Source organism: Novosphingobium barchaimii LL02 (assembly GCF_001046635.1).
GTDB lineage: Bacteria > Pseudomonadota > Alphaproteobacteria > Sphingomonadales > Sphingomonadaceae > Novosphingobium > Novosphingobium barchaimii.
Genome location: NZ_KQ130452.1, coordinates 857,902 through 870,794, shown reverse-complemented (window position 1 = coordinate 870,794; position 12,893 = coordinate 857,902). Strand labels below are relative to the sequence as shown.

The following is a 12,893-nucleotide window of genomic DNA, read 5'->3' as shown; positions in this document are numbered from 1 at the left end:
CTTGAATTATTCAGGCTTCTTCGGGGCCCCGCGCCATCGCGACGATGCCGGTACGGCCAACTTCGACAAGGCCGAGGTCGCGCATCAGCGCCACGAAGCTGTCGATCTTGTCCGGCGCGCCGGTCATCTCGAAGATGAAGCTCTCGGTCGTGGTATCGACGGGGCGGGCACGGAACACCTCGGCGATGCGCAGCGCCTCGACGCGCTTGTCGCCCACACCGGCCACCTTCACCAGCGCCAGTTCACGCGCGACGTGCGGCCCCAGTTCGGTGAGGTCGACTACCTTGTGCACCGGGACCAGCCGTTCGAGCTGGGCATGGATCTGGTCGATCTGGCTGGGAGGACCGTGCGTGACGATCGTGATCCGGCTCACCTCGTGGTTGTCGGTGATGTCGGCCACGGTCAGGCTGTCGATGTTGTACCCGCGCGCGGTGAACAGGCCGGCGATCTTGGCGAGGATGCCCGCCTCGTTGTCGACCGTGACGGTCAGGACGTGGCGTTCCTCAGCCTCTTGATGAATGTGCATCATTGTCTCGTCTCTCTCAGACCAGCGCCTTGGCTTCATCGTCCATGGTCCCGGCGACGTTGTCGCCATACAGAATCATGTCGACATGCGATGCGCCCGAGGGGATCATCGGGAAGCAGTTGGATTCCTTGTGGACCAGGCAGTCGACGATCACCGGACCGGGATGGTCGATCATCGCCTGGATGCCAGCGTCGAGTTCGCTTTCGGTCTCGATGCGGATGCCCTTCCAGCCGTAAGCCTCGGCCAACTTCACGAAGTCCGGCAGGCTGTCAGAGTACGAGTTAGAGAAGCGGCTTTCATAGGTCAGTTCCTGCCACTGGCGAACCATGCCCATCCACTCGTTGTTGAGGATGAAGACCTTCACCGGCAGGCGATACTGCGTGGCGGTACCCAGTTCCTGGATGTTCATCTGGATCGAGGCGTCGCCGGCGATGTCGATGACGAGGCTGTCCGGGTTGCCGCACTGCGCGCCGATGGCGGCGGGCAGGCCGTAGCCCATGGTGCCCAGACCGCCCGAGGTCAGCCACTTGTTCGGGCTGAAGAACGGGAAGTGCTGCGCCGCCCACATCTGATGCTGGCCGACCTCGGTCGAAATGATCGGGTCCTTGTCCTTCGTCAGCTCAAACAGCCGCTGAATCGCCAGCTGCGGCATGATTGCATCGTCGTTGAGCGGGAAGGAGAGGCTTTTCTTCTCGCGCCAGGTGTCGACGCGGGCCTTCCATTCGGTCAAGTCCTGGCCCTTGCGGCTGCCCCATTCGGCCAGCATCTGTTCCAGAACGACGGCGCAGTCGCCCACGATCGGCAGTTCGACGCGCACAATCTTGTTGATCGAGGAACGGTCGATGTCGATATGGATCTTCTTCGAATTGGGCGCGAAGGCGTCGAGGCGCCCGGTCACGCGGTCATCGAAGCGGGCGCCGACGCACACTATGAGGTCCGCCTGGTTCATCGCCAGGTTGGCCTCATAGGTGCCGTGCATGCCCAGCATGCCAAGCCAGTCGGCATGGTCGGCCGGGAATGCGCCCAGACCCATCAGGGTCGAGGTGACAGGCGCGCCGGTTTTCGCCTGAAGCTCTCGCAGCAACTGCGTGGCGCGCGGCCCTGCATTGATGACGCCGCCGCCGGTGTAGAACACGGGAGCCTTGGCGGCCGCGATCATTTCGACGGCCTGCGCGATCTCCCCCGCTGTGCCCTGCGTGCGCGGCGCATAACGCTGGCGGCGCTGGGTTGGACCGTCGTTCCACGCGGCGGAGGCGATCTGGACGTCCTTGGGGATGTCGATCAGGACCGGGCCGGGGCGGCCGGTGGTGGCGATCTGGAATGCCTCGTCGATCACCGCGGCCAGTTCAGCCGGGTCTTTCACGAGGTAGTTATGCTTGGTGCAGTGGCGCGAGATGCCGACGGTGTCGGCTTCCTGGAACCCGTCCGAGCCGATCAGGGCAGTTGGAACCTGCCCGGTGATGACGACCAGCGGAATCGAATCGAGGAACGCGTCGGCAATGGCGGTGATGACGTTGGTCGCGCCCGGACCGGACGTGACCAGCACTACGCCGGGCTTGCCGGTGGAACGCGCATAGCCTTCGGCGGCATGGCCAGCGCCGGCTTCATGGCGCACGAGGATGTGGCGCAGGCGCTCGTCGCCGAACAGGGCGTCATAGATCGGGAGCACGGCACCGCCCGGATAGCCGAATACGAATTCGACGCCCTGCCGGACCAGGCTTTCGACCAGGATGTTCGCGCCGCTGCGCTCTTCACTCACACCAAGTTCCTTCTCAAATTCCATCGGCAGCCGACGCCTACCTACCCTAAGCGATGGTGCCGCTTGTCCCGAGAGCGCTTCTTTCCGTCTGGAACCATAGATCCCGGCGGATTTCGCAGACCGGTAACACCGGTGCGCTCTCTAATGAAACCGACCCGGCACGACAATGCCGTACCGGGCCGTCCCTCTCCTCCCTGCATAACTTCCATCAGCAAGGTAGAACGCGGCTCTAGGCACCCGGATATGTCAGGTCAACCCCATCTCTTGAAATAAAATGTCATTCAAGATGTTTGAATTGTAATTTTGAAACGAAATTCTAGGCCATCCGGCAGGGGGCTGATGCCTCAGCCATGTGAACTGCCGTTTGGCGTAATTGCGGGTGGACTGCGATCCGCGCACGGTCGCTTCCTCCATGCTCCACTTTCCTGCGACGACTCCGGCGAGTTCGGGCACTCCGATGGCGCGCATCACCGGCATGTCGGGGTCGAGGCCGCGCGCCATCAGCGCCTCGACTTCCGTCAAGGCGCCGCGCTCGATCATGCGCTCGAAGCGTAAATCGCAGCGGGCGAACAGCATTTGCCGCTCGGGTAGCAGGATGGCCGGGTGGAGGGAGAGGGTATGGCCAATGCCGCCGCTGGTCTTCGCCTGCCAGTGGGCAAGGCCGTGCCCGGTGGAGCGGACTACTTCCAGCGCTCGCGCCACGCGGGTGGTGTCGGCGGGGGCGAGGCGGCCTGCGCGTTCCGGGTCTTCCACCCGGAGCGCGGCATAGGCCTGCTGCACGGGCAGGGCGCGCACGGCCTCACGTATCTTGGGATCGATCGGCGGGACCGGGGCGATGCCGTCCAGCAAGGTGCGGATATAAAGGCCGGTGCCGCCGACGAGGATCGGCACCGCGCCGGCCACGTGAACATCGGCGATAGCGCGGCGCGCGGCCTCTGCCCAATCGGCTGCGGAACAGCCCTGAATGCCGTCCCAGGCGCCGAACAGGCGGTGTTCGATACCACCCATTTCCTCAAGCGTAGGGCGGGCACTCAGCACCGTGAGATCGCTATAGACCTGAGAGCTGTCGGCATTGACGACGACTGCGCGGCGGCCTCGTCTTTCCAGTTCCTGCGCCAGCGCGACGGCACAATCGCTCTTGCCGCTGGCGGTCGGCCCTGCAATGAGCGCCAGCGGCGGCCGGTTTCCGGCGTCGATATCGTATGGCGTATCAAGGGAATTCGCAGTGCTCATAGCGCGGCTGATAGCAGAACCGGACCACCTTTCGGCAAGACTCGAAGCCGCGAAGGCCCAGATGCAGCAGGCGGGGGTGCGGATTGCCGATGCTTCCATGCTGGATTTCTGCGGCCAGACCATGCAGATCGACTCGCCCGACGATGATGCGGCAGCCATGCGCGAGGCGCTCGACGCGCACTTCCAGCCCACCGACGGCCTTGTTACCGCCGAGGAGCCGATCGTGCCGCGCCTGTTCATTTCGGACATGGATTCGACCATGATCGGGCAGGAATGCATCGACGAACTGGGCGACTTCGCCGGCCTGAAGGAGCGCATCGCTGCGATCACCGAACGGGCCATGCAGGGCGAACTGGACTTCGAGCAGGCCCTGTACGAGCGCGTCGGCCTGCTGGAGGGCCTGTCCACCAGCGCCATCGACGAATGCCTCGCCGCCCGCATCCGCCCGATGGCGGGCGCCAAAACTCTGGTCGAGACGCTGAAGAAGCTGGGCTGCCGAACCGTGCTGGTCACTGGGGGCTTTCATCACTTCGCCGATCCGGTGGCCGCGCGGCTTGGTTTCGAGCATGTCGTGGGCAATCGCCTCGAAGTCGCGAACGGAAAGCTGACTGGCGGGCTTGAGGGCGGGATCGTCGACTCGGCCGTCAAGAAGGCCACGCTGCTCGCCGAAATGGCGAAGATGGGCGAGGGCGCAACCTGCCTCGCCACCGGGGACGGCGCCAACGACATTCCGATGCTGGAAGCGGCAACTTACGGCATCGCCTACCACGCCAAGCCCAAGGCACGCATCGCCGCCAATGGCTGGATCAACCGCGGTGATCTGACAAGTGTGCTACGCCTGCTGGGCATCCCCCAGAGCCAGTGGGTGAGTTGAGGTGCTACTCGTCATTGCGGGCTTGGCTCGCAATGACGAAGTGTTTTGCGAAATTGCATCGCGCTCTATGATGCCAGCCTGAAATGGCAGGACGGAGCAGACATGTCGGTACGCGTGAGCCATCCTCGTTACCTGCTGTTCCTTGCCGTATTCGCGCTGGCCGCGCCTGCGTTCACCCTGCTTCTGCGGCGTGAAGAAGCGGTAATCGCGGGTTTCGACCTCGCGGTCTTCGCTTTCGCGGCATCATGCGTATCGCTCTGGTGTAGGGGAGATGCAGAAATCATGCGCCATCAGGCGCGCCGGGACGATGCCGGGCAATTCCTGCTTCTGGTGCTTAGCGGGCTGATCAGCAGCGTGGTGCTGGCTGCGCTTAGCCTGCTGATTCTCGACAAGGCCGCGTTGGGCGTGGGCGGTATCGCCCTGCTGGTGGTGACGCTGATAGCGAGTTGGACGTTTACCAACCTGATCTTCGCGTTCCACTATGCGCGGCTATATTACGCGCCGGCCACAGGCGGGGATCATCAAGGTCTCGAATTTCCCGGCGGTTGCACGCCGGATTTTTCAGATTTTGTGAACTTCGGTTTCGTTATCGGCATGACCTGCCAGACAGCGGACATCACGATTACCAAGACCGCGATGCGCCGTGTCTCTACCTTTCACGGTCTGTTTGCCTTTGCCTTCAACCTCGGCATTCTGGCGCTGAGCGTGAACGTGCTGGCCAGCGCCGGGCCGGGGTGAGTCGCCCCGAAACTGGTTCGGAGCGACCAAAGATCAGGCCTCCATCCAGTCCTTGAAGAACGCTTCGTTGGCTTCGCGCAGCGCAGCGATCTCTTGGCTCGCTACCGTGGTGCCTGCCACCGTGCCGATCTTCACAGCGCCCGGAAGAACAGTGCCGGCCGGAGCGGTCAGCACATAGCGCGACTGGTCTTCGCCAAATGCCTGCGCAGTGGTCAACTCGTCGTCGATGGTGCAGCCAAGGCCGCTCGCCAGCGCCATTTCGGCAAGTGCGACGATGAGGCCGCCGTCGCTCACGTCGTGGACAGCGGTGACCTTGCCTTCTGCGATCCAGCCGCGCACTGTCGCACCGTTGGCGAGTTCGGCCTTGAGGTCGACGACCGGCGCATTACCGGCCTCGCGGCCGCCGATATCCTTGAGCCAGAGCGACTGACCAAGGTGTGTGCCTTCACCGCCGAGCAGGAAGATGTCGTCGCCCTCGGCCTTGAAGGCCACGGTCGCCATCTTATCGTGGTCTGCGAGCAGGCCGACGCCGCCGATCGCGGGGGTCGGCAGGATCGCCGAACCGCCGCCGGTGGCCTTCGATTCGTTATAAAGCGACACGTTGCCCGAGACGATAGGGTAGTCGAGGGCCCGGCACGCATCGCCCATTCCGTTCAAGCAGCCGACGATCTGCGCCATGATCTGGGGCCGCTGCGGGTTCGCGAAGTTGAGGCAGTTGGTGATCGCCAGCGGCAGACCGCCAACGGCGCTGATGTTGCGGTACGTCTCGGCCACGGCCTGCTTGCCGCCTTCGTAAGGGTCGGCATAGCAATAGCGGGGCGAGCAGTCGGTGCTGATCGCGAGCGCCTTTTTCGTCCCGTGCACGCGCACCACGGCAGCGTCGCCGCCGGACTTCTGCATCGTGTCGGCGCCGACCTGGCTGTCGTACTGCTCCCAGATCCACTTGCGCGAGGCGAGGTCCGCGCCGCCCAGCAGCTTGAGCAGGTCCGCGCCGACGTCGGTCGTCGCAGGAACGTCGCCCAGCGCGGGAACGGAGGCCCAAGCCTTGTATTCCTCAGCGGTGACGTAGGGACGCTCATATTCCGGCGCATCATCGGCCAAGGGGCCAAGCGGGATGTCGCAGACGACTTCGCCGTCGAACTCCAGGACCATGTGGCCGGTGTCGGTGACTTCGCCGATCACCGCGAAGTCCAGTTCCCACTTTTTGAAGATCGCTTCGGCCATCGGCTCCTTGCCCGGCTGAAGGACCATCAGCATGCGCTCCTGCGACTCGCTGAGCATCATTTCGTAAGGCGTCATCGCCTCTTCGCGGCAGGGCACCATGTTCATGTTCAGGCGGATGCCGGCTCCGCCCTTGCTGGCCATTTCGACCGATGAGGAGGTGAGGCCTGCTGCGCCCATGTCCTGGATCGCGACGATGGCATCGGTCGCCATCAGTTCAAGGCAGGCCTCGATCAGCAATTTCTCGACGAACGGATCGCCGACCTGGACCGTGGGACGCTTTTCGTCGATATCGTCACCGAAGTCGGCCGAGGCCATGGTGGCGCCGTGGATTCCGTCGCGGCCGGTCTTCGATCCGACGTAGACGATCGGGTTACCCACGCCGGTGGCGGCGGAGTAGAAGATTTTGTTGGTATCGGCTACGCCCACGGTCATCGCGTTGACGAGGATGTTGCCGTCGTAGGCCTTGTGGAAGTTGGTCTCGCCGCCGACGGTGGGCACGCCCACGCAGTTGCCGTAGCCGCCGATACCCGCGACCACGCCCTTGACTAGGTGCTTCATCTTCGGATGATCAGGCCGGCCGAAACGCAGCGCGTTCATGTTGGCGATCGGGCGCGCGCCCATGGTGAACACGTCGCGCAGGATGCCGCCAACCCCCGTCGCCGCGCCCTGGTAGGGCTCGATGTAGCTGGGGTGGTTGTGGCTCTCCATCTTGAAGATGGCGGCCTGGCCGTCGCCGATGTCGATGATGCCCGCGTTCTCACCGGGGCCGCAGATCACCCAAGGTGCTTCGGTCGGCAGCTTCTTCAAGTGGAAGCGGCTCGACTTGTACGAGCAGTGCTCGGACCACATGACCGAGAAGATGCCGAGTTCGACGAGGTTCGGCTCTCGACCCAGCGCGCTCAGGACGCGCGCGTATTCCTCGGGGTTGAGGCCATGCGCCTCGACGACTTCTGCGGTGATCGTGCTCATGGCACGCGCCTTAGCCATGTCGATGCGCGCGCGCTAGATGGCTTGTTGCGCGATTGTGCGGGCGGCGGTCCGGCCAGGCGATCACACCGTAATTTCGCGGGCGCCACCTTGACCGGCCCAATCCGGCCCGCCATTGCTGCGGCATGGCTTCCGACACGCAAACCATCGATCCCCTCAGCTTTGAAGACGCCCTGCGCGCGCTGGAAACCATCGTGCGCCAGTTGGAAAGCGGCGACGTGCCACTGGAGGATTCGATCTCGCTCTACGAAAAGGGCGAGCAACTGCGCCAGCACTGCCAGAAACGGCTTGATGCTGCACAGGCGAGGATCGAGAAGATCGTCGCCGGACCCGACGGCGCTGCCATCGGCACCCAGCCTTTCGAAGCGCTGGATCGCTGACGCATGAGCGCGGTGGGCGTCCCCGATTCGCTGCTGGCCGATGGCCTTTTGCGCATCGCCGAAGAGATCGATAGCGCATTCGACGCGCTGCTTCCTGTTCCTGACGACGCCCGTTCGCGTCTCATCGAGGCCATGCGCTATGCCGCGATTGGGGGCGGTAAGCGGCTGCGGCCGTTGCTGCTGGCATCCGTGGCAGAAATGTATGGCGTCCAGCGCGAGGCCGCGATCCGCGCCGCTGTGGCCATCGAGTCGATTCACGTCTATTCGCTGATCCACGACGATCTGCCATGCATGGACAACGATGCCCTGCGCCACGGGAAGCCGACGCTGCATATCGCATACGACGAAGCAACCGCTGTTCTGGCGGGCGATTCGCTCCATGCCTTCGCCTTCGAAGTGTTGTCGGACCCGGTCACTAGCCCAGACCCTTTCACCGCCATCGAACTGGTGCGCACGCTTGGCGCTGCCAGCGGCGCGCAGGGGATGGCAGGCGGCCAGATGATGGACCTCGTCGCCGAAACCAGTGAATTCGACCTGCAGACGGTTACTCGGCTCCAGCAGCTCAAGACCGGTGCGCTGCTCGGTGCAGCAGTCGAAATGGGCGCGATTCTTGGCCGCGTGCAGCCTGAGGGGCGGGCTCACCTTCGTGGATATGCGCGCGATATCGGCTTGGCCTTCCAGATCGCCGACGACCTTATCGACCACGAAGGCGATGCCTCCGTTGCCGGCAAGGCCGTGGGCAAGGATGCGAATGCCGGCAAGGAAACCTTTGTCTCGCTGCTCGGTGCGGACCGCGCGCGCGACCAGGCGCGGATGCTTGTGGAACAGGCGGTTGGCCACCTTGCTCAACACGGGCGCGAAGCGGATCTGCTGCGCAGCCTTGCGCGCTACATCATCGAGAGGGATCACTGATGGCTGCTGAACGCATCGGCGTTTACCCCGGAACTTTCGACCCGATCACGCTGGGCCATGCCGATATCATCCGGCGCGGCGCCAAGCTGGTCGACAAGCTGATCATCGGCGTCACCACCAATCCATCGAAAAACCCGCTCTTCACGCCGGACGAGCGCATGGCCATGGTGACGCGCGAAGTGGCGACGATGGGCATCGAAAACGTCACGGTGGTCGGCTTCAACGCGCTGCTGATGAAGTTCGCGCAGGTGCAGGGCGCTAGCGTCATCGTGCGGGGTCTGCGCGCTGTCGCGGACTTCGAGTACGAATACCAGATGGCAGGTATGAACCAGCAGCTCAATTCCGCTATCGAGACGGTTTTCCTGATGGCGGACGTGGGCCTGCAGCCGATTGCTTCCAAGCTGGTGAAGGAAATCGCGATGTTCGGGGGGGATATCGCGAAGTTCGTCAGTCCCGCAGTGCGCGAGGACGTGGTCGCGCGGATCGCCCAGAACGGTCTTCTTGGAGACTATTGATCTGTGCGGGCTGGCGGGCCTACCGGAAATTCGTTCATTGTATCGACAGCGGCCTCGCTCTATCGCGCAAAGCCTGGGATCGGCCGGATCCAGAAATAATTGGCCTGTGAGTAATTCATGAAGTTTCGCCTCCCCCTGACTGCGTTGATGCTCGGCGCCGCGCTCGTGGCCGCCCCGGCGTTCGCCAAGGAAAAGGAGCCGGTCACCCCGGCACCCTCCGCGTTGCCGACCGTGATCGACACCGACATAACCCACGATCCTGACGACGTCCTGCTGCTCGACCTGTCGGACGGCGGCCGTGTTGCCATTCGTCTCATGCCGCAGTGGGCGCCGCACCACATCGAGCGGATCAAGACGCTGGCTAAGCGCGGCTTCTACAACGGCGTCATCTTCCACCGCGTGATCGACGGCTTCATGGCGCAGACCGGTGATCCGACTGGCACCGGACAGGGCGGTTCGGACCTGCCGGACCTTGAGGCCGAGTTCAATTCGATGCCTCACCTACGTGGCACCGTGTCGATGGCCCGCACTAACGAGCCGAACAGCGCGAACAGCCAGTTCTTTATCGTGTTCTACCCACGCTTCGCGCTAGACCATAAATACACCGTGTTTGGACGCGTGATCGCGGGCATGAACTATGTCGATGCGATCCAGCGCGGAGAACCGCCCGAGAATCCGACGAAGGTGATTCAGGCCTCGCTGGCTTCCGAGAACAAGCCGGCGCCGCCCCCAACCGCGCCCGTCGCCGCCGCAGCGCCCGTGCCCACCGCAGCGCAGTTGAATAACTCCAAGTCGAACTGATGAACTTGCTGTCGTCCCGGGCCTGACCGGAACGACGACGCAGGCGGGTCGAGCTTGCCGAACCGCGTGCACTGGTTTAGCTCGCCGCGCCATGCGCGTTGACCTTTTCGACTTCGACCTTCCCCCTGAAAGCATAGCCCTGCGCCCGGCGCGTCCGCGCGATGCGGCGCAGATGTTGGTGGTGGACGGCGAGCGGCCTTTCTGCAATCGCCATGTCCGCGATCTGCCGGATGCGTTGCGCGCAGGCGACGTGCTGGTGTTCAACGACACCCGTGTCATCCCCGCCCAGCTCGAAGGCACGCGTGGCGAGGCCCGCATCGGCGCCACCCTGCACAAGCGTATCGACCTGCGCCGCTGGCAAGCCTTCGTTCGCAACGCCAAGCGCCTGCGGGCCGGCGACCTCATCGCTTTCCCGGCCGATGTCACCGCCGTGGCCGAGGAGCGCCATGACGACGGCAGCTGGACCCTCGCTTTCCAGGGTGACGAGCCGGTAGAAGTTCTGCTGGAACGGGCCGGGCGGATGCCGCTGCCCCCCTACATCGCCGGCAAGCGCCCCACCGACGAGGCGGATGCGACCGATTACCAGACCATGTTCGCACGCGAAAAAGGCGCCGTAGCCGCGCCCACGGCGGCGCTGCACTTCACGCCTGAACTGATGAAGGCGCTCGGTACCGCCGGGATCGGCAGCGAAACGCTGACTCTCCACGTCGGTGCAGGCACGTTCCTGCCGGTCAAGGCCGATGACACCGCCGAGCACCGGATGCACGCCGAATGGGGCCGCATAGACGCCGCCACCGCCGATCGCCTCAACGCAGTGCGGGCGGGGGGCGGGCGCCTGATCGCGGTAGGCACCACTTCCCTGCGCGTGCTTGAAAGCGCAACCGGCGAGGACGGCGTGATCCTGCCTTTCGAGGGCGACACCTCGATCTTCATTACCCCCGGCTACCGCTTCAAGGCAGTCGACGGTCTGATGACCAATTTCCACCTGCCCAAGTCGACGCTGTTCATGCTGGTCTCGGCGCTGATGGGGTTGGAGCGGATGCAGGCGGTCTACGCTCACGCCATCGAAAACGGCTATCGTTTCTACAGCTATGGAGATTCGAGCCTACTAATTCCCTGACAAACCTGAATCGTCCTCAATTATCGGACAAATTATCGCGCGAGGGGGTTGGAACGCGGACGTTTCCGCCCCATTCATGCGCACATGCAACCTATCCTCGAAATTCGCGGCCTGACCAAGACCTACAAAGGCGGCTTCACCGCGCTAAGGGGCGTGGACCTCAGCATCAACAAGGGCGAAATCTTCGCGCTTCTCGGCCCCAACGGCGCTGGCAAGACCACGCTGATCGGCGCGGTCTGCGGGCTGGTACGACCGACTTCGGGCACCATCCATGCTTTCGGCGAGGACATGGGCAAACACTGGCGCCGCCTTCGCGCCCGGGTCGGCCTCGTGCCGCAGGAATTGGCTACCGACATGTTCGAGCCGGTGCTGCGCTCGGTCAACCATTCGCGCGGGCTATTCGGCCTGGCGCCCAATCCGGCGCTCATTGAGGAAATCCTGCGCGCGCTCAGCCTCTGGGAAAAGCGCGATGCACAGATTCGCACGCTCTCGGGCGGCATGAAGCGCCGCGTCTTGATCGCCAAGGCGCTGGCACATGAACCCGAACTGCTGTTTCTTGATGAGCCGACCGCTGGGGTAGACGTCGAACTGCGCCGCGACATGTGGAAGCAGATCGCCCTCCTGCGCGAACGCGGGACCACGGTAATCCTCACGACCCACTACATCGAGGAAGCCGAGGAAATGGCAGACCGCGTCGGCGTGATACGCGGCGGCGAAATCCTCATGGTGGACGAGAAAGCCGCGATGATGGAACGCCTCGGCCGGACCGAAGCGCTCATCACCCTTGCCAGCCCACTTACCGAATTGCCCGAAGCGCTGTCGGCCTACCCGGTCTCGCTGATCGAGGACGGCCGCGTGCTGTGCTATCGCGGCGGCGGCGGGGAGGGCAGTTCCTCGGGCACCGCCGAAGTCGCCGAACTGACCAAGGCGCTGACCCGCGCAGGCATCGACTACACCGCCATCGACATCCACGAATCCAGCTTGGAAGACATCTTCGTGAACCTCCTGGAAGGCCCCGAAATGCAGGGAGCCGTAGCATGAGCCTGTTCAACCCGCGCTCCGCCTGGACGATCTACAAGCAGGAACTGATGCGCGCCTTCCGCACGGCGATGCAGTCTATCCTGGCGCCTGTGCTGACCACAACGCTCTACTTCGTCGTCTTCGGCGCTGCCATCGGCAGCCAGATGGCCGGCGGCGTCGGCGGGGTGAACTACGGCGCCTTCATCGTCCCTGGCCTGCTGCTGCTCACGATCCTGGGCGAAAGCACCTCCAACGCCAGCTTCGGCATCTACATGCCGCGCTTCACCGGGGCGATCTACGAACTGCTCTCCGCGCCCGTGGGCGTGGGTGAGACGCTGGTCGGCTTCGTAGGTGCAGCGGCCACCAAGTCATTGATCCTGGCCGCTATCATCTTGGCAACGGCCAGTTTCTGCGTCGATTATTCTATCGCGCATCCGTTTTATGCGTTCTGCTATATCCTGCTGGTTTCGGCGAGTTTCTCGCTCTTCGGGTTCATCCTGGGCATATGGGCGGACAGCTTTGAGAAGCTGACGATCGTGCCGATGCTGATCCTTACGCCGCTGACCTTTCTTGGCGGCACCTTCTACTCGATCGACACGTTGCCTGAGCCTTGGCGCTCGGTGGCGATGGCCAATCCGATCGTTTATCTGGTCAACGGCCTGCGCTGGACGTTCTACGGCACATCTGATGTCCCGATCGGACTGTCGGTAGCTTTGACACTGCTTTTCCTCGTAATTTGTGTCGGTTTCATCAGCTGGGTGTTCCGTACCGGGTGGCGCCTGCGCACATGACCGGTTACGCTGC

At 63.6% G+C, this 12,893-nt stretch carries 13 protein-coding genes; 9 read left to right on the top strand and 4 right to left on the bottom strand.

All coding sequences use genetic code 11. The annotated features are described in order from the left end of the window. Window positions 1-10: 10 nt before the first annotated feature. From ilvN to miaA, 3 genes are all read right to left on the bottom strand, one after another. Window positions 11-529 (bottom strand): acetolactate synthase small subunit, encoded by a 519-nt coding sequence (gene ilvN / locus V474_RS04400; RefSeq protein WP_043972923.1) that lies wholly within the window; start codon window positions 527-529, stop codon window positions 11-13. A gap of 13 nt (window positions 530-542) precedes the next feature. Continuing rightward, window positions 543-2,285, bottom strand: coding sequence for a biosynthetic-type acetolactate synthase large subunit (gene ilvB, locus V474_RS04395; protein WP_059150772.1), 1,743 nt, complete (start codon window positions 2,283-2,285; stop codon window positions 543-545). Window positions 2,286-2,531: 246 nt separating this feature from the next. After that, entirely contained in the window at window positions 2,532-3,518 is a 987-nt protein-coding gene (gene miaA / locus V474_RS04390; protein WP_059150770.1) for a tRNA (adenosine(37)-N6)-dimethylallyltransferase MiaA, read from the bottom strand. Between the two features lie 97 nt (window positions 3,519-3,615). Between miaA and serB the strand changes: the two genes are divergently transcribed. Together serB and V474_RS04380 are read left to right on the top strand one after the other, a co-directional pair. After that, entirely contained in the window at window positions 3,616-4,392 is a 777-nt protein-coding gene (gene serB, locus V474_RS04385; RefSeq protein WP_236710639.1) for a phosphoserine phosphatase SerB, read from the top strand. Window positions 4,393-4,494: 102 nt separating this feature from the next. Next, entirely contained in the window at window positions 4,495-5,130 is a 636-nt protein-coding gene (locus V474_RS04380) for a DUF1345 domain-containing protein (protein ID WP_059150278.1), read from the top strand. Window positions 5,131-5,163: 33 nt separating this feature from the next. Here V474_RS04380 and purL read toward each other — a convergent pair whose 3' ends face one another. Then, complete coding sequence (gene purL, locus V474_RS04375; RefSeq protein ID WP_059150277.1) at window positions 5,164-7,323, bottom strand: phosphoribosylformylglycinamidine synthase subunit PurL; 2,160 nt, start codon at window positions 7,321-7,323, stop codon at window positions 5,164-5,166. 143 nt (window positions 7,324-7,466) lie between these two features. Here purL and V474_RS04370 point away from each other — a divergent pair, with 143 nt between their 5' ends. The 7 genes from V474_RS04370 (at window position 7,467) to V474_RS04340 (ending at window position 12,880) form a co-directional block, all read left to right on the top strand. Then, window positions 7,467-7,721, top strand: coding sequence for an exodeoxyribonuclease VII small subunit (locus tag V474_RS04370; RefSeq protein WP_059150276.1), 255 nt, complete (start codon window positions 7,467-7,469; stop codon window positions 7,719-7,721). A 3-nt stretch (window positions 7,722-7,724) separates the two neighbouring features. Then, window positions 7,725-8,633, top strand: a complete 909-nt coding sequence (locus tag V474_RS04365; RefSeq protein ID WP_059150275.1) for a polyprenyl synthetase family protein — start codon at window positions 7,725-7,727, stop codon at window positions 8,631-8,633. Then, a complete protein-coding gene (gene coaD, locus V474_RS04360) occupies window positions 8,633-9,148 on the top strand; it encodes a pantetheine-phosphate adenylyltransferase (protein ID WP_059150274.1) in 516 nt (171 codons plus the stop codon). Before V474_RS04365 ends, coaD begins: the two co-directional genes overlap by 1 nt. Window positions 9,149-9,265: 117 nt before the next feature. Further along, entirely contained in the window at window positions 9,266-9,949 is a 684-nt protein-coding gene (locus tag V474_RS04355; RefSeq protein WP_059150273.1) for a peptidylprolyl isomerase, read from the top strand. Between the two features lie 91 nt (window positions 9,950-10,040). Further along, window positions 10,041-11,069 carry a tRNA preQ1(34) S-adenosylmethionine ribosyltransferase-isomerase QueA gene (gene queA, locus V474_RS04350; protein ID WP_059150272.1) on the top strand — a complete coding sequence of 343 codons (1,029 nt, stop codon included), beginning with the start codon at window positions 10,041-10,043 and terminating at the stop codon, window positions 11,067-11,069. Window positions 11,070-11,153: 84 nt separating this feature from the next. Next, entirely contained in the window at window positions 11,154-12,110 is a 957-nt protein-coding gene (locus V474_RS04345; RefSeq protein ID WP_059150271.1) for an ABC transporter ATP-binding protein, read from the top strand. Continuing rightward, window positions 12,107-12,880 carry an ABC transporter permease gene (locus V474_RS04340; protein ID WP_059150270.1) on the top strand — a complete coding sequence of 258 codons (774 nt, stop codon included), beginning with the start codon at window positions 12,107-12,109 and terminating at the stop codon, window positions 12,878-12,880. Before V474_RS04345 ends, V474_RS04340 begins: the two co-directional genes overlap by 4 nt. The last annotated feature ends 13 nt before the right edge of the window (window positions 12,881-12,893 follow it).